Annotated in this window: 15 protein-coding genes and 1 pseudogene; 1 reads left to right on the top strand and 15 read right to left on the bottom strand. The window is 60.0% G+C overall.

Translation table 11 applies throughout. From position 1 onward, the window contains the following. Positions 1-103 precede the first annotated feature (103 nt). From hldE to msbA, 4 genes are all read right to left on the bottom strand, one after another. Positions 104-1525 carry a bifunctional D-glycero-beta-D-manno-heptose-7-phosphate kinase/D-glycero-beta-D-manno-heptose 1-phosphate adenylyltransferase HldE gene (gene hldE / locus M9827_RS00945; protein ID WP_007915721.1) on the bottom strand — a complete coding sequence of 474 codons (1422 nt, stop codon included), beginning with the start codon at positions 1523-1525 and terminating at the stop codon, positions 104-106. Positions 1526-1589: 64 nt separating this feature from the next. Further along, positions 1590-2990, bottom strand: coding sequence for a PIG-L deacetylase family protein (locus M9827_RS00940; RefSeq protein WP_250602896.1), 1401 nt, complete (start codon positions 2988-2990; stop codon positions 1590-1592). Between the two features lie 4 nt (positions 2991-2994). Then, positions 2995-3891 carry a GNAT family N-acetyltransferase gene (locus M9827_RS00935; protein WP_250602895.1) on the bottom strand — a complete coding sequence of 299 codons (897 nt, stop codon included), beginning with the start codon at positions 3889-3891 and terminating at the stop codon, positions 2995-2997. After that, on the bottom strand, positions 3885-5711 hold the full coding sequence (msbA, locus tag M9827_RS00930) for a lipid A export permease/ATP-binding protein MsbA (RefSeq protein ID WP_250602894.1): 1827 nt from the start codon (positions 5709-5711) through the stop codon (positions 3885-3887). Before msbA ends, M9827_RS00935 begins: the two co-directional genes overlap by 7 nt. 125 nt (positions 5712-5836) lie before the next feature. Between msbA and M9827_RS00925 the strand changes: the two genes are divergently transcribed. Continuing rightward, positions 5837-6490: a protein kinase family protein gene (locus tag M9827_RS00925; RefSeq protein WP_250602893.1), complete on the top strand. Its 654-nt coding sequence runs from the start codon at positions 5837-5839 to the stop codon at positions 6488-6490. 3 nt (positions 6491-6493) lie between these two features. Here the strand turns inward: M9827_RS00925 and M9827_RS00920 are convergent, their stop codons facing one another. From M9827_RS00920 to M9827_RS00870, 11 genes and pseudogenes are all read right to left on the bottom strand, one after another. Next, positions 6494-7849: a hypothetical protein gene (locus tag M9827_RS00920; RefSeq protein ID WP_250602892.1), complete on the bottom strand. Its 1356-nt coding sequence runs from the start codon at positions 7847-7849 to the stop codon at positions 6494-6496. 159 nt (positions 7850-8008) lie between these two features. Further along, positions 8009-8917 carry a glycosyltransferase family 2 protein gene (locus tag M9827_RS00915; RefSeq protein WP_250602891.1) on the bottom strand — a complete coding sequence of 303 codons (909 nt, stop codon included), beginning with the start codon at positions 8915-8917 and terminating at the stop codon, positions 8009-8011. Further along, the gene (locus tag M9827_RS00910) at positions 8910-10664 is read right to left on the bottom strand and encodes a carbamoyltransferase family protein (RefSeq protein WP_250602890.1); all 1755 of its coding nucleotides are present in this window, start codon (positions 10662-10664) and stop codon (positions 8910-8912) included. Before M9827_RS00910 ends, M9827_RS00915 begins: the two co-directional genes overlap by 8 nt. A gap of 171 nt (positions 10665-10835) precedes the next feature. Next, positions 10836-11171 (bottom strand): YceK/YidQ family lipoprotein, encoded by a 336-nt coding sequence (locus M9827_RS00905; protein ID WP_250602889.1) that lies wholly within the window; start codon positions 11169-11171, stop codon positions 10836-10838. A gap of 123 nt (positions 11172-11294) precedes the next feature. Beyond that, positions 11295-12746, bottom strand: coding sequence for a lipopolysaccharide kinase InaA family protein (locus M9827_RS00900; protein WP_250602888.1), 1452 nt, complete (start codon positions 12744-12746; stop codon positions 11295-11297). Continuing rightward, the gene (locus M9827_RS00895; RefSeq protein ID WP_250602887.1) at positions 12746-13498 is read right to left on the bottom strand and encodes a lipopolysaccharide kinase InaA family protein; all 753 of its coding nucleotides are present in this window, start codon (positions 13496-13498) and stop codon (positions 12746-12748) included. Before M9827_RS00895 ends, M9827_RS00900 begins: the two co-directional genes overlap by 1 nt. Then, positions 13495-14229, bottom strand: a complete 735-nt coding sequence (locus M9827_RS00890) for a lipopolysaccharide kinase InaA family protein (protein ID WP_250602886.1) — start codon at positions 14227-14229, stop codon at positions 13495-13497. Before M9827_RS00890 ends, M9827_RS00895 begins: the two co-directional genes overlap by 4 nt. Continuing rightward, entirely contained in the window at positions 14229-15035 is an 807-nt protein-coding gene (gene rfaP, locus M9827_RS00885) for a lipopolysaccharide core heptose(I) kinase RfaP (protein WP_250602885.1), read from the bottom strand. The genes M9827_RS00890 and rfaP overlap by 1 nt, the downstream gene beginning before the upstream one ends. After that, positions 15035-16156: a glycosyltransferase family 4 protein gene (locus M9827_RS00880; protein ID WP_250602884.1), complete on the bottom strand. Its 1122-nt coding sequence runs from the start codon at positions 16154-16156 to the stop codon at positions 15035-15037. The genes rfaP and M9827_RS00880 overlap by 1 nt, the downstream gene beginning before the upstream one ends. After that, positions 16156-17217, bottom strand: a complete 1062-nt coding sequence (gene waaC / locus M9827_RS00875) for a lipopolysaccharide heptosyltransferase I (protein ID WP_250602883.1) — start codon at positions 17215-17217, stop codon at positions 16156-16158. The genes M9827_RS00880 and waaC overlap by 1 nt, the downstream gene beginning before the upstream one ends. 1 nt (position 17218) lies before the next feature. Beyond that, positions 17219-17340: pseudogene (locus M9827_RS00870) on the bottom strand (lipopolysaccharide heptosyltransferase II); the annotation flags it as partial.

Genomic DNA, 17340 nt, shown 5'->3' with positions numbered 1-17340 from the left:
GGCAAGCGCATCGGATTCAAACCTGCCAACATCAACGGAAACGGTTAGATCCCCAAGGCAAAATCCGTTCACACGCAGTACACAACGGTAAAAATTCATCTGATCAACGACTGCGAATCTTCTCGACAATCGCAGTTGTCGAGCTGTTTTCCACCAGTCCCAGCACCTTCACGGTGCCACCATAAGCCGAGACGATATCCGCGCCGACCACCTGATCGATGCCGTAATCGCCGCCCTTGACCAGCACGTCCGGTTTGACCTCGCGCAGCAGGTTTTCCGGGGTGCCTTCAGGGAAACTGATCACCCAGTCCACCGCGCCGAGTCCGGCGAGAACCGCCATGCGCCGGTCAACACTGTTGATCGGGCGGCCCGGACCTTTGAGGCGGCTGACCGAGGCATCATCGTTGACCGCGACAATCAGCCGATCACCTTGTGCCCGCGCCTGCTCCAGGTAGGTCACATGGCCGGCATGGAGGATGTCGAAGCAGCCGTTGGTGAAGACGATCTTCTCGTTGTGCGCGCGGGCATCGGCCACGGCGAGCAGCAACTGCTCCAGGCCCAACACACCACGTTCGGAACCTTCCTCACGCTGAATCGCGCGACGCAGTTCCGGGGCGCTGATCGCAGCTGTACCGAGTTTGCCAACCACGATGCCGGCGGCCAGGTTGGCCAGCGCGACGGCGTGGGGCAGGTCTTCACCGGCGGCAATCGCTGCCGCCAGAGTGGAGATCACCGTGTCACCGGCACCGGTGACATCGAACACTTCACGGGCACGGGCCGGCAGGTGCAGCGCCGGCTGATCCGGACGCAGCAGGGTCATGCCATGTTCGCCGCGCGTTACCAGCAGCGCACCGAGTTCGAGGTCGTGCATCAACGCCGCGCCCTTGCTCACCAGCTCATGCTCGTCGACGCAACCGCCGACGATGGCTTCGAATTCGCTGAGATTGGGGGTAATCAGGCTGGCGCCACGATAGATCGAGAAATCCTTGCCCTTTGGATCGGCCAGCACCGGAATATTCTTCGCGCGGGCGGCCTGGATCAGCGCCTGATGGTTTTTCAGGGCGCCTTTGCCGTAGTCGGAGAGCACCAGCACCTTGATCCCTTCGAGCAAGTCGTCGACCTGCGAACCGAGGGCCAGGGCATCAGTAGCGAACGGTTCTTCAAAGTCGATACGCAGCAGTTGCTGGTGCCGGCTCATGACCCGCAGCTTGACGATGGTAGGCTGGTGCGCGATGCGCTGGAACAGGGCACGTACGCCCGCGCCTTTGAGACTGTTGCTCAGGCTGTCGGCAGCTTCGTCATCGCCGGTCACACCGACCAGCGACGCCGGCGCACCCAGCGCGGCAATGTTCAAGGCAACGTTCGCGGCACCGCCCGGACGGTCTTCGATCTGCTCGACCTTAACGACCGGCACCGGCGCCTCAGGGGAAATCCGTGAGGTTCCGCCATGCCAGTAACGGTCGAGCATGACATCGCCGACTACCAAGACCGGGGCTTGATCGAAACGCGGCATGGACAACTTCATGGAGCAACCCACATACAAAATGAACAGGGGCGCGATATTAACACAGGGTAAAGCGCCGTCCGCCTCAATCTGAAAGGTCGCGCACCCAGAACAACTCGTGACGCCGCACCGCCTTGCGGAAAAACTCGTTACTGCCCGTTTCAGGCCAGCGACGGCCGGCCAGAGCCTGCTGGATCCAGCGACGCAATTGCCTTTTGAACACCTGCCCACCCTGCAGATCGTGTTCCATGGCCAGCGCCATGGCTTTGTCCAATTGCACATCCGCTGACAACAGCGGACTCCACAGACGGTCGGCCGGCAACGGCTCGATGGCCGGTGGCAGCGCGATACCGGCCCCGGCAGGCCCCATCGGCCAGCGATCGTTGTCGTGCAGGTGATTGGCGTACATCAGCAGGGTTGTCGGCTTCCAGCTGCTCAGTTCGATTGCCTCAAGCAGCGCTTGGGTCGACGCTACATGATCACTGTGGGGATCGAGTTCAGGATGCGGTGTAACGACCACTTCCGGGCGGTAGTGCTCAAGCAGGGCCGCCAGATCACCCAGCAGGTTTTGCCAGGTCGGCTGCCCGTCAACATCGGCGGGCAGGGTCAACGGGTTATGCAGGCGCACGCTGCGAATGTCGTTTTCCTGCGATTCCCGGGAGCCGAACGCCTGGGTCGGCGTTTCGGCCATCGAGGGCAGTTGCAGGCAGTAATAGCCCAGTTGCACACAACGCTCGGCAGGCACACCACCCCACAGAGGGATCACCAGACTGTCCCAACTGCGCAAACGACCTTTCAAACGTGCCGCTGCGGCTTGATCAAGCCCCAGACGCTGGAAGTCTTCAGCCTCGATCTCGCCTTGGGTCAGGGTGACGATACTGACCTCTTCGCAGCGGCTGTACAGGCCGAAGGCAGCAAGTTCGGCATCATCGGCATGGGGCGCGATGATCATTACCCGCTGGCGGCTGTAATCCGGATTGGCCATGACCCACAACACGCCCGTCGCCGCGGGTACGCAGTATCGGCCACGCAGCGCCAGAGTCCCTTGCGCCAGCGCATCGGCTTGCCCCGACAGGTTGAGAAACCGCCGCCCCCTGACGCCACGCTCCAGCTCCTGACGATCATCGCCCACTTCGACGCTAGGATCGAACCAGCGCCCCAGCCAAGTGGACTTCACTTCGAGTTCGAGCAGCAGCGTCTCGCCCTGTGCCAGCGGCTCGCTCAGATGAACCACGCCGCCCGCGAGGCTCACCGCCTGCCGCGCGGTGTCTGCCGGGAAGTTGTATTGATAGTCGTCAGCAGGCCGGTAGAACAAATGGTCGGCAAACCAGGCCTCGTGAGCGACCCAGGCCAGCACCAGCAACAGCGGCACCAGCCACCACGCGATCAGCACGCCGATCAACAACAACGCCAGCACAAAGGCGATCAGGAACAGACGTTTGTTGCGCCGATGGGCCTTGAGAAGCTGTTGCTTGCGAGCGCTCATGAATTCAGACCTTGTAGACCGGCACCGTGTGGCACCAGCGATCCTTGTACTCACGGTCGGCACGACCGAATGAATAACGCAAAGGCTTACCCAGCGCCTGCGCGTGCGCCCAGGCCTCTTGGGTATTGACGAAACTCAACACACTGCCGGGGCTGAACTCGCGGCTCTGCGGGTCGACGCCACCGTTGATGTACTCCAGCGAAACCCATTGCGGGGCTTCGACGCGGTACAGCACTTGAATGGCCACGGGCGCCGAATCGAGCATCGCCACGGAACCGGTCATGAACTCGCGCAACAAGGTGAAGACCTCAACCAGACCGGCCTTGCCCGGCACTTCAAAGCCCCAGCGCCGGTGAAACAGATCGCCGTAAGCGGCAGCCTGTTCCTGCGGGGTAAAGTCGGACATCGGCACCAGCGATCCGCCCGCTTCTTCCAGCAGACGCTGTTCGCGACGCTGGTTGTAGCGGAATTTCTTCGAATACTCTTCCGGAAGCCGAGCCAGGGCCAGGCCCTCAGGCTGCGGCTTGAGCGTGCTGATCTGCTCGGCATTGAGCTGGGACACATAGGCCATGCGCTGGCGCACCGGCACGATGACATCTGGCGCGATCGGCAGAATGATTTCCGCATTGCCCATGTCCAGCAAGCCGCGCTTGCCCTCGCGCTTGAGCACTTCCTTGGACAGGGCAACATGCCGCCCCCAGCAAGGGATGGCGGCAAGCACATCACCGCCAACGACCCAGCCCAGGTAGCGCAACTCGATGCCAAGGAACGTCGACATGCGCTCGACAACGTCGGGATGCGTGGCAAAACTGCCGCCGAACTGCTGCCAGGCGCGGGCGTAGCTGTCCCGGTCGATTTCGCTCCAGCCACGCTCGCGAAAGCTGCGAAACATCGTCAGCATACGTCGGTCGCGTGTGCCGGCTGTGGCTCGTCACCCTCTTCAAACTCTTTGGCGTGCAGACGGGCGTAATAGCCGTTCTGTTCGAGCAATTGCGCGTGAGAGCCGCGCTCGACGATGCGGCCTTCGTCCATGACCAGAATCAGGTCGGCTTTCTCGATGGTGCTCAAACGGTGGGCGATCACCAGGGTCGTGCGATTCTGTACCACATGATCCAGGGCAGCCTGGATATGCCGCTCCGACTCGGTATCGAGCGCGGAAGTGGCCTCGTCGAGAATCAGCAGCGGCGCATCCTTGAGCAGCGCCCGGGCAATGGCGATGCGCTGACGCTGGCCGCCGGACAACAGCACGCCGTTTTCGCCGACCATGGTTTCATAGCCCTGCGGCATCTTGACGATGAACTCGTCGGCATAGGCTTCGGTGGCCGCTCGCTTGACCTCATCGAACGGCGCGCCGGCCAGATCACCGTAGGCGATGTTGTTGGTCACCGTATCGTTGAACAGCGTGACCTGCTGGGTCACCAGCGCAATCTGCCGACGCAGGCTGCGCAGGGTGAAGTCCTGCACCTGCACGCCATCGAGCAGGATCTGACCCTGCGCATCATCATGCTGATAAAAGCGCGGAATCAGGCTGGCCAGGGTCGACTTGCCACTGCCCGAACGGCCGACCAGAGCCACCATTTGCCCCGGCTCGACGACGAAGCTGATGTCGTTGAGCACCGCTTTGTCGGTGTCCGGATAGTGGAAGCTCAGATTACGGACTTCCAATCGACCTTCGAGACGATCGTGCTCGACCGTACCGCGATCCACTTCCGCCGGCTCATCCAGTTGCTCGAAAATGCTTTCGGCACCGGCCACACCCTTCTGGATGGTCGAGCTGACTTCCGACAATTGACGGATCGGCTTGGGCAGCAGGCCTGCCATGGTGATGTAAGCCACCAGATCGCCCGGCGATGCGTCGCCGCGAAGGTACAGCACAAGGAACATGACCACAGCCATGGCGCTGTACGTCACCAGTTGCAACATCGGCGTGTAAACGGCGCCGGTCTTGGTCATCGTCAACTGCTTGTCGGTGTTGCTCTGGCTGGCATCGCGGAAGCGATCCTTTTCGTATTGCTCGCCGCCGAAGCTGCGCACAACCCGGTAGCCATGGATGGTTTCGGACGCGACGTGCGTGACGTTGCCCATCGAGACCTGGATCTTTTTGCTTTGCTTGCGGAATTTCTTGCTGGTGCTATTCACCATCAAGCCGATCAACGGCAGGATGGCGACCATCACCAGAGTGAGTTTCCAGTTCATCCACAAGAGCGTGCAGAACAGGAAAATCACGGTCATGCCTTCACGGATGACGACTTTGATCGCATCCGTTGCCGCGCCGGTGACCATGGTCACGTTGAAGGTGATCCGGGAAATCAGGTGACCGGAATTGTTCTTGTCGAAGAAGCGATTGGGCAACTCCAGCAATTTGTTGAACAACACCACCCGCAGGTCATGCACCAGGCCCAGAGAAACCCGCGCCAGGAAGAAGTTGCCCAGGTAAGAACCCACGCCCTGCCACAACGCGATGAATACAATCATCAGCGGCACGGTTTCGAGCAACTGCAGCTTGCCCAGATAAGGGTTGCCCGGAAACAGACTGGCTTCAGGATTGGCCAGGCCATCGACAAAGTATTTGAGGATGTAAGCGAGCATCGGTTGAGTCGATGCGAAGATCAGAAACCCGACGATGCTGAGAAGGAAAAGGCCGGCATAAGGCCGCACGTAAGCCAAAAGGCGGAAATAGATCGCCAGCGTGGACTGGGCTTTCGGTTCAGGACTGCTCATGGTGATCCGCGCAATTCAGTGAGGCGCCGATGATATCACACGCGTTTTTGCCCCGATAAACATGACTTCAAGCCAGCATTCGACCAAGTCGGTTAAGATACCCCGCTAATGATGGGGAGCCCGATATGCAATCGATTGATCAAAGCACTTACGAGGCACTGCGCAAGGGTGCACACGTACTGGAGGCCGACGGTTCCGGCGACAAAGTGCTCAGATTGGCCGATGGACGCATGCTCAAGCTGTTCCGCCGCAAGCGGCTGCTCAGTTCGGCGCTGTTCTACCCCTATGCACAACGCTTTGCCGACAATACCCGCGCGCTCGAACAGCGCGGCATCCTCTGCCCGAAAGTCATTGCGGTCTACCGCATCCCGAGCATCGAACGTGACTGCGTGTATTACAGCCCGCTGGAAGGCAATACCGTGCGTCAGCTACAGGGCACTGACGAAGAGGCTGACACACTGAGATTCCAGTTGGGCGGCTACTTCGCCCTGCTGCACGAAAAAGGTGTGTACTTTCGATCACTGCACTTCGGCAATGTCGTGCTGACCCCCGACAACCGTTTGGGCCTGATCGATATCGCCGACCTGCGCTGCCAGAAACGCGCGCTCAGTGACAGCAAACGTCTGCGCAATTTCGCGCACTTGCTGCGCTACAAGGAAGACCGTCAATGGCTGCTCGGCCAGGACGCCGGCGACACATTTATCGAAGGCTACCGGCAGGCACTGCCGAGCAACCGACAAGCGCCGCTGATCTCGCGCCTGCGTCCGCTGCTCGGTTAAGCCTTAGCGGCCGATAACCACCACAGTGGCACCTTTGCGATTGGCGAAATGCTCGATGATGCGCAACTTGTGCGCCACCAGCCACTCGTTCAGCCAAGGTTCGTCACCTTTGGCCTCGATGAGGAAATATTGATAGTCGCCAGCGTGCGCTGCCGACATCGCCTCCTCTGCGGTCAGTGCCGGCATCACGTAGCCGCGACCGGCGTAATAGCTGATCCGTCCATCCTCGAAATACGTCTTCGCCCCTGGCTCGACATGGGCCGACAACCAGCGCCCGGCCTCGACGTAATGGGTTTTGCCGGCGCCGGTGGAGATGACGTTCGACAGCATCACCAGCAGCCCCAGAGCCACCAGCCACTTGCCGCACCGCGGGAACTCGCGAACGAACGCCGCCAGGCCCATCGCCAGCACGGGCACAAACAACAGATTCAGAAAACTCAGGTAGCGCGTATTCATGAACTGTTGCTTGATGAAAAACAGCACCAGCACGACCAGATACAGCAACGCAGCCCAGGCGAAAGGGCGATAGTCGCGCCAGTAGACACCTAGCACCCCCCAGTTGCGCCGCAGAATGAACGGGACAGCAAACGGCCCCATCAACTTCACGAAACTGATGGTCATGGTCGCCAGGATGCCGAAGAAAATGATCCGGCCGGCTTCATCCTGGGAGTACTTGTTGATGAGCGAATTGGCAAACTGATCGCACAGCATTTGAAAGGAAGCAAACACACTGTGCGGCGCAATCATGTCCAGATACAGCATCACGCGCGCCGACATGAGTACGCCGGTTGCCGAAACGGCCAGCAGTCCCAAAATCGGCAGCAGCGCAAACTGGGCAAACTGCATCCGTCGGCCAGATGACCACAGGTTGGGTAACTGCCACAGGGCCAACGCCGGCACCAGCAACAAGGCTTCCAGCCGAAAAAGGGCTGCTGCGACGATTGCCAGATGGATCAATGCCGCGCGCAGCCAGCCGCCACGGGCCTGCCAGCGCAGTGCGAGCCAGAGCGTCAGTGTGCAGAAGAACCAGAAACCGCATTCACGGATGATATCGTTTCGGAAGGCATTCACCGCCGGCATGGCCAATACCACCAGGCACGCCCAACGGGTAACCTGCGCAGATCGTTGACGAACGCAGTCCACCATCAACGCGCTGGTGCCGGCAAAAAAGAGTGCACACCAAAGATAGGCACTCAGCTCGAGCGGCAAATGCAGCACCGTGTGAGTAGCAGCCAGCAGAAAAGAAAACCAGGGCCAGTCGAAAGCAGCCCAGGCCACATTCGGCCCCTGCTCGGTGACCTGTTGCGCAATATCGATGTACAGCGCGGCATCACGCCCGACTGTCGCGGTGCCCAGCACGGCTATCAGCGATAACAGCGCGCTGCCCAGAAACGCCAGCCAGACCGGGTATTCGTCGATGATTCTGGAGACTTGAGTTGCCACGCTACCGCCCGTACCTTTCACCCAGCCACCTCATCGACATCCATTACAAGGTACGCGCAGATCACCGCGACCCGCTTACCGAAACAGCAACCGCAAAGCCTTGCGGGTGTATGACCAACGCGAAAACGTCCGCCAGTCTGCACGCAAAGCCTGGAAATAGAACGACCTGGCCAGTTTGTACTCGCCATGGGAATAACAGTCGCGAAACAGCGACAAACAGCGCTGAGCCAGAAACGCCTGGCGCAGATCACGCATTTCTTCGGGCATGCGCCGACTGGAGAACACTTCGCTGACGACCTGCTCGGTACCGGCAGCAAGGCTTTGGCGCAAATCATGGCGCATGCTGTCGGCGTGTTTGTAGATCAGCGCCAGAGGCTTGTCCAGAACGGTGCAGGGGTAACGCGCCAGCACTTGGGCAAACACTGGCAGATCCTCGACATTGCGCAGATGTTCCGGGTAATTGCCCGGAGCGAACACCTCGCGGTGCATCGCGCAGGCACCGTTGGAAATCGATACCGTCTTGTTCAGCAGGTAGCCCTGCAAGCGCTGGCGGGCCGTCACAGGCAGCGGTTTGGCCGCCTGCAAGCTGCGTCTCCCGTCAGCGAACACCGCCCAGTGCGCACCGATGACCATAAGGCTTTCTGGATGCCTGGCAATGTGCTGCGAAAGCGCAGCCAACGCACCTGGAGCCATTTCGTCATCGGAGTCGAGAAATACCAGATACCGCCCGGTTGTCTCTTCGAGTCCTCGATTGCGTACCGATGACAATCCGCCGTTGCTTTTACGCAGCGCGCGAAAACGCCCACCATGCTTGAGCAGGAGTTTCTCCACTACCTCAGGCGTATCGTCTGTCGACCCGTCGTCGATGACCAGCAGATCCGCCGTCGCTTCATCCAGTTGCGCCAACACCGACTCCACTGCACGTGGCAGGGTTCGCGCGTAGTTGTAGACCGGAATGACGACGCTGATCAGTGTTTCAGTCAAGTTCGTATCCTTTCACACCCTCTTTTACGACCAGAATATCTTCCATGATCAGGTATTCCAGATCCGAACCGAAAAACATGTTCAGCGCGTCGGTCGGCGAGCAAATCATCGGTTCGCCACGACGGTTGAGCGAGGTGTTCAGCGATACGCCGTTACCGGTCAGGTTTTCAAGCGCTTTCATCATGTCGTAGTAGCGCGGGTTGTATTCACGCTTGAGAACCTGGGCACGAGAAGTGCCATCTTCGTGAACGACTTCCGGCACACGGGTCTTCCACTCTTCCGCCACTTCGAAAGTGAAGGTCATGAACGGTGCCGGATGATCGATCTTGATCATCTGTGGTGCAACGGTGTCGAGCATCGACGGGCAGAAAGGCCTCCAGCGCTCGCGGAACTTGATCTGATGGTTGATGCGGTCGGCCACGCCGGCCACGCTCGGGCAACCGATGATCGATCGGCCACCCAGTGCACGCGGACCGAACTCCATACGGCCCTGGAACCAGGCCACCGGATTGCCATCGACCATGATTTTGGCAATCTGTTCCGGCATGTTGTCGAGCTTGCGCCAGGTCGGCTTGTTCTCATGACGGGCGCAGGCGGCGATCACGTCCTCGTTGCTGTACGACGGGCCGAGGTAAACGTGTTCCATCTTCTCGACCGGCACACCACGGGCGTGAGACACGTAGGCAGCGGCACCGACCGCCGTACCGGCATCGCCGGACGCCGGTTGCACGAACAGTTCCTTGATGTCGTCGCGGGCAATGATTTTCTGGTTCAGTTTGACGTTCAGCGCACAGCCACCGGCGAAGGCCAGTTTGCCGGTTTCCTTGAGCACGTCGCCCAGGTAGTAGTCGATCATCTGCAACGCCAGCTTCTCGAACAGCGCTTGCATGCTCGCGGCGTAGTGGATGTACGGTTCGTCAGCGATGTCGCCTTCGCGTTTCGGCCCCAGCCACTCGATCAGCTTCGGCGAGAAGTAAAAGCCTTTGCCCTTCTCTTTATAACGACGCAGGCCGATAACGTTGGCGTAGTCGGTGTTGATCACCAGTTCGCCGTTTTCGAACGAGGCCAGACGCGAGAAATCGTACTTGCTGGCATCGCCGTACGGCGCCATGCCCATGACCTTGAACTCACCGTCGAGCATCTCGAAACCGAGGAACTCGGTGATCGCGCCATACAGGCCGCCGAGAGAGTCCGGATCGAAGAATTCCTTGATCTTGTGGATCTTGCCGTTTTCGCCGTAACCGAAGAAGGTCGTGGCGTATTCGCCCTTGCCGTCGATACCAAGGATCGCGGTTTTCTCTTTGAAACCGGAGCAATGGTAGGCGCTGGAAGCGTGAGCCAGGTGATGCTCGACCGGTTCGATCTTGATCTTCTTCGGATCAAAACCCAATTGTTCCAGGCACCAGACAATCTTGTTGCGGTAGCGCTTGTAGCGACGGTTGCCCATCAGGATCGCATCAAGGGCGCGATCCGGCGCGTACCAGTAACGCTTGGCGTAGTGCCAGCGCGCCTTGCCGAACAGGCTGATCGGGGCGAACGGGATCGCGACTACGTCAACGTCGGACGGCTTGATGCCGGCCTGCTCAAGACAGAACTTCGCCGATTCGTAGGGCATGCGGTTCTTTGCATGCTTATCGCGTACGAAGCGCTCTTCTTCAGCCGCCGCCACCAGCTTGCCGTCGATGTACAAGGCTGCTGAAGGGTCATGGCTAAGGGCGCCGGACAGGCCAAGAATCGTCAATGCCACAGGGGTCTAGCCTCTTTAGTCTGCGTGCAGGCGCGATGCGCCTTGAAAATTGATGTGCCCTCGCGCAGGGCGAGTGACAGCTAAAGGGCGGGATTATAGCGTAAACGAGTGGGGAATTACCCTGTGCGATTGCCCCCGGGTGAATGGTTTTGAGAAACCTTGCCCTGCTACTCAATAACCGCCCTTGCGCCAGTAAATAACAAGATTGCCGTCGGTGACCTGACGATAAACCGTATAGGGCAACGCTACTGTATCGAATACACCGGACAATGGCAGATCCAGCAGCACGAAAGGTACCAGGAATCCGCTGGGATCCGGGGGCGCGTTCAACACGCAGAAATCGAAGGCCAGACCGCTGTAAATCCGCGGAATGGACTGGCAGTAGGTTTTTTGCTTGCGCATGTCCCGCGCCACGTCGGCATCGTCCTGCAGGACGGTCATCGCGCTGCCGCAGCCAGCCAGAACCCATGAAAATATACTCAGCGTTGCAGCCTGTTTGATGGTCAAGATTCGCCCTCCAAGGTCGTTGGGCAAATTAGCATCGGGGCTGAACCTGGCACAGTTCATGGCATCTGGAGAAGCTGTAGGACAAGTCGCTGAATCTTGTCCCTATTGCTGTACTGGTTTGATTCAGACCGTGTGGGAAATTTCTTTCGGCAAACGCTGATCAATAATGCGATACAGCGCACTGCTTTCGGGCCAGTTACGCATGAATCGCGCACGGTCACGGGCATAGGCCGGGGCGAAACTGCCGGCGGATCCATGCTGGCACATCGAGTCCAGATCAATCAGCGCCCAGCGATCGTGCTGCCAGAACAGATTGTGCCCTTTGAAATCGCCATGGCTGATGCGCTCGTCAATCAGTCGAGCGAACAACAGGTCAAGTGCCTGCAACTCCGCCTCAGGCGCTTCGCCACTTTCAACATAGGGCGCAAAGCGTTCGATGATGTCCGGCCCGGGCAGGAACTCGGTCACCAGATACGCACGACTGCGCAGCCACAAAAAGCGCTTCTCCAGTACCGCCAGCGGCTTGGGTGTGGCGATCCCGAGGAACGCCAGGCGATTGCCTTCACGCCACGAATGCCAGGCCCTGCTCGGCCGCCAGAAACGTTTGAGCCAATGCGCAAACCCCTTGATGTTGTAGCGTTTGATCACCAGCGTGCGTGCACCCGCCTGAACCTTGCCGACGCTCGCCGCGCCACCGGTCTTGTACAGATGGCCCTGATCGAGCAACGCATCGGCCTGCTCCAGCACCGGCAGCATGGCTGACTCTTCTTCGCGACGAATCGCGCGCAGAGCGAATGCGCCACGCTGCACGCTGAACAGCGTGCACTCGCGACCGACCTTGATCAGGAAGTCTCTCAAACGCCAGCGCCGCACTTTGTCGATCTGCTTCTGCAAGGCCTCCAGTGGCAACGCGTGCTCACTGTTGCTCAACAGGTAATACACCAGCAGCTCTTCAGTGAACGGCTCCAGCGCCTTGGGTAACTGGGCAAAAAACACCCCGAGATTTTCCAGGACTTTTTGCCGTGACAACGGCTGGCCGGCGGTATCTGCGCAGATCCCGGCACCGTCAATCAAGTACAACTGGCCGCCGTGACGCAGCAGATTGTCCAGGTGCAGGTCTTCCTGCCAAAGCCCTTTGCCGTGCAATTGGCCAATAGCGCCCAGCGCCTCGGCCAGCACCGCCGATTGTTCATCAGCCAGCACTGGCAACAACTCGACTTTCGCCCAGGCATCGCCAAGACTTTCGGCATCTTCAAGGAAATCGAACAGCAGCCAGCCACCCTCGCCACTCTGCAAGCCATCGGCCAGCAGCAGCGGTGTGGTCAGACCTTGCGCAGCCAACAAGCGCACGCCCTCCAGCTCACGCTGAAAATGCCGGGCAGCCTTGCTGCCGACCAGCAATTTGGCCAACACCGGACGGCCGCGCCAGACACCCGCGCCGACGTAACGCTGCCCCGGCAATACCCGCAGCAGCGTCAGCAATTGCAGATCAGCACTGCCGGCGGCATCGGCCAGAGTTACTGTCAGCGGCAGTTGCGGGACTCGCCCGACCCCTGCCAGCTCGGACAATTGCATCAGCGGATCTCCTTGTGAGTGCGGCGCGCGGTCAGCCGCGCGAGCCAACTATCCAGCAGCGAGCTATCGGTGGGCTGATCGAGATAAGCCGCCAGCAATTCACGCAGTTGCGCCTCGCTCCATTCCGGCGCGCGGCGTTGCAGCGGTTCCAGATCCTTGATCCGGTCGCGCATGCCGAACAACAACGGCCGGGTCTTTTCCAGATCAATCAATTGCGCCTGATACCCGTCACCGGTGGCTCGCAGAAAAATATGCTTGGGATAGAAGCAGCCATGCACCTGCCGCACACCGTGCAGATGCCGCGCGAGCAACCCGCAGGCCTTGAGGATGGCCGACTGCTGCGCGGCACTCAGCTGAGCCCAACGCTGCAGCAGCGACTCCAGATCGCTCCAGCCATCCAGCGCCCGGGTCAGCAGGATGGCGCGGACTTCGCCGTCAACCTTGCGCTCACCGAAAAACGCCGCTTGCAGCGCCGGGATACCGAGCTTGCGATAGCGGCTGATATTGCGAAACTCACGGGCAAAACTGGGCTCGCCAAAAGGCGCGTGCAAGGTGCGTGTCAGATAATTGCTCTGGCGCTTGAGGTAATAGCCGTGCCCTTCCAGGTCCAGACGGAAGACGCTGCTCCAGCCGCCACGGGCGGTATTGGGCTCGTCCACAGCCTCAAGCTGCTTGGCCCACAGTGCGTCGAAAGTGCCGAGACCATGGCGCTCAAGCAGTGCGCGGTCTTCAGCAGCGAGAAAATCAGTCATTCACGTCCCTCGAAAAATCTCACCACGTGCCGAATCCGTTTCTTGTCGGCGCCATCAAGCCGATCGCACTGGCGATATTGCTTATAGAAGCGCAGGCGTTGGGTATTGGACAGGTGGTATTTGGCGAGTTTATCGAGACAGGCCAGATCCTTGGTGATCCGATACTTGAGCCAGAAGCCGCGCCAGAACTCGCCGTTAGGGCAATCGATCAGAAATATCCGCGCCTGCTCATCGATCAACAGGTTGCGCCATTTCAGATCGTTATGGGTAAATCGGTGATCATGCATCGTCCGGGTATAACCGGCCAGCTGCCGACTGACGCCGTCGACCCAGGCGCGATCCTTGAGTTTCGGATCCTTGCGCTCGGCGAGTGCCGAAAGGTCTTCAGTGTTGGGCAATTCGCGAGTGATCATGGCGCCACGATCATACGCCGCGCCACGTCGTTCCAGGCCCCACGCCACCACTTCAGCGGTGGGAATGCCCCACTTGGCGAAGCGCTTGAGGTTCTGCCATTCCATCTTCACTCGCGGCTTGCCGAGGTAACGACGCAAGCCTTTACCGGCGCCGACATAGCGTTTGACGTAGTAATTGACGCCGTTGCGCTGCACACGAATCACTTCCGACAGCGGATCACGGGTCAGGCGCTCGCCCTGCAACGCAAATACCGCTTCGAGACTGCCAAAATCTTCGGCGAGTTCGCTGTATTGCGGCTCGAGAGTCCAACCCGCCATCAGAGCGCATCCCCGTATCGCTGCTTACGCGCATAGAGCTTGCTCGCTTTGCCTTCAAGCCAGTTCAGCAGCGGCGCTTCTTCGGCCAGAATCTGGCGCAGCGGTTGCTGGAAATAGCCCTTGAGGAAACGCAATTTGTCGCGGCGGGTCAGGCCAATGTCCAGCGCGGAAAAGTACAGCGCGGCCAGATCCTTGTTGCGCCAGCGCTGCGTGATTTTCGCGCGGGTCTGGGCACGGTGCAGGTCGATCACCGAGAGTTTGAAATCTTCTGCCGTCACCGGTTTGTCGGTGTGCAGCAGGAAGTGGCAGATGTAGCAGTCGCGATGGTTGACGCCGGCGCGGTGCATCATGCCGGTCATGCGTGCGACTTCGGCGATCAGCGCGCGCTTGAGCTTAGGCTCGGGTGGCTGCTTGACCCAATCGATGCTGAAGTCTTCGAGGCTGATGGTCGGCGCCAGTTCTTCGGTGACGATGAACGAGTGCTGATCCGCCGGGTTGCTGCCCTTCTCACCGTAAGCCACAGCGGTCATGGTCGGCACGCCGACTTCCTGCAGACGCTGGATGGCCTGCCACTCCTGGCCCGCACCGAGCACCGGCAGCTTGGCGGTCAGCAGGTTCTTGAAGATTTCGCCCCAGCCGATGCCACGGTGGATCTTGACGAAGAATCCGTTGCCGTCGACTTCCGTGCGCAGTGTCCGGCGGGCTTCCAGCTCGCGGTATACCTCGCCCTGCAAGCCTTCGACTTCGGCGAACGGGTCGCGTCCGGCCCAAAGGCTTTTGAACGGTTCAGCCAGCATCAACTTCATTAAGCGTGCTCCGCCAGAATCACATCGGCCGCGTGCTGCGGCATGCTGTAGAGGTCGGCCGTCTCGGCGAAGGCCAGACCATTGCGGCTCCAGGCCGCGCGTGCAGCGTCGTCATGCAACATGTCGGTCAGGTATTGCGTCAGCTGCGCCTGATCGAACGGTTCGTCCAGCACTCGCCCGGCATTCGCCTCGGCAATGTAATGGGCGTAACCGCAGACCGCGCTGACCAGCACCGGCAGGCCGGCGACCAGCGCTTCCAGCAATACCGTGCCGGTGTTTTCGTTGTAAGCCGGGTGGATCAACAGATCGGCGCCGAGCAGGAAACGCGGGATATCGCTGCGCCCCTTGAGGAACGTCACGTTATCGCCCAGCCCCAATGTCGCACTCTGCATCTGGAACAATTTGGGGTCATCCTGGCCGATTACAAACAGCCGGGTGCGTTTCTTCAGTTCGGTGGGCAATGCGGCCAGTGCTTTGAGGCTGCGATCGACGCCTTTGGTCTTGAACCCGGAGCCGATCTGCACCAGCAGCAGTTCGTCGTCCTTGAGATTGAATTCGGCGCGGAAACCGGCGCGAATTTCATCGGCATTCGCCGGACGCCGGCGATCCTGGGCAATGCCCGGTGGCAGCAGGTGGAAGCGCTCAAGCGGCGTGTCGTAATGCTTGATGAACAGCGGCTGCTGCACTTCGGAAATCATCAGCACTTCAGTCTTCGCGTCTTTGGCGAACACCGCGCGCTCGTATTCGGCGAAGTGGCGATAGCGGCCCCAGCGACGGTACAGCGAGTGGCGCAGGTTTTGCGCCTTGTCTTCGAAGCAGCCGTCGGCGGCGTAGTAAACGTCCAGACCCGGCATCTTGTTGAAACCGATCAGGCGATCGACCGGACGTTTGGCCAGATCCGCTGCCATCCACGCGCTGAGTTTTTCATTGCGGCGATGATTGAAGAACGCCTTGACCGGCGCCACCAGCACCTCGAAACCGGGCGGCACATCACCTTCCCAGATCAGCGTGTAGACGCGAATCTGGTGACCGCGCTTCTGGCATTCGAGGGCGATGCGCATGAAGTCGCGCTGCAAGCCGCCAAACGGGAAATATTTGTACAGGACGAATGCCAATTGCATCAGCGCAGCTCCTCAGCCATTAACAACGTGCTCAGTCGGCTGGCGACACGCTCGGGGTTCAGACGCGTGAAGCACAGCGGCTGTTCACGCTTCAGGTCAAACTGACGGGCATCCTGCGCGGTCGGTTGATAGGTACATTTCTTTTGCAGACACGGCGCACACGGGAAGTCGCTGGCCAGGTGGATCTGCAATTTGCCGTAGGCGCCGGTCAGGCCAGGATTGGTCGGGCCGAACAGCGAGATGGTCGGCACGTCCAGCGCGGCAGCCAAATGGCCGAGCCCGGTGTCCACCGCCACGCAGGCTTGCGCGCCGGCGAGGACCTTGCCGACACCGGCCAGATTCAGCTTTGGCAGCACTTCGGCGTGCTTGAAACCGGCGGCGATGCGTTCGGCGCGGGCCTTTTCCTGCGGGTTGCCCCACGGCAGTTTGACGCCGACGCCGAGATAGCCGACGCGTTCGGTCAGCTCGCGCCAGTAGGCTTCAGGCCAGTGTTTGGTGTCCCACGTCGTGCCATGCAGGAACACCACGAAGGCATTTTTGCGCGGCAACTCGACCAGACGTTCGACGTTCAAGCCGTAATCGCCCAAGCCTTTAGGCAAGTCGTAGCCCAGCGCGATGGCGAACAGTTGGCGCACACGTTCGACGGCGTGCTGACCACGGGCCACGGCCAGTTTGCGATCATAGAAACGCGAGGCCATCGGCTCGCGGGCCGAACCTTTATCGAGGCCGGCCACCGGCGATTTAACGTAGCGGGTCAGCCAGGCGCTTTTCAGCAGACCTTGAGCGTCGATCACCAAGTCATATTTATTGGCGCGCACGCTTTGCTTGAAGCGTTTCCACTCGCCGCTGGTGATGGTTTTCCAGATGTTTTTGCGCCAGCGGCGGATCGCCACCGGAATCACCTTGCCAACGGCCGGGTGCCAGGTCGGGATCTCGGCGAAGCCCTCTTCCACCACCCAGTCGAACTTGATTCCGGGAATGGCCCGGGCGGCGTCGGTCAGCGCCGGCAACGCATGAATCACGTCGCCCAGCGATGAAGTCTTGATCAGCAATACCCGCAACTTAATGAACCTCGACCACAGAGCCCTGCAACTTCTGCAAGGCATCGTTGACCGCGTCCGGCATCAGCTGGCGCAGGCAGTTGTAATGGCCGAACCGGCAGGTACGGTCGAAGCACGGGCTGC

The organism is Pseudomonas sp. AKS31, from assembly GCF_023634765.1.
Lineage (GTDB): Bacteria > Pseudomonadota > Gammaproteobacteria > Pseudomonadales > Pseudomonadaceae > Aquipseudomonas.
This window is presented reverse-complemented; position numbering and strand designations above follow the sequence as displayed.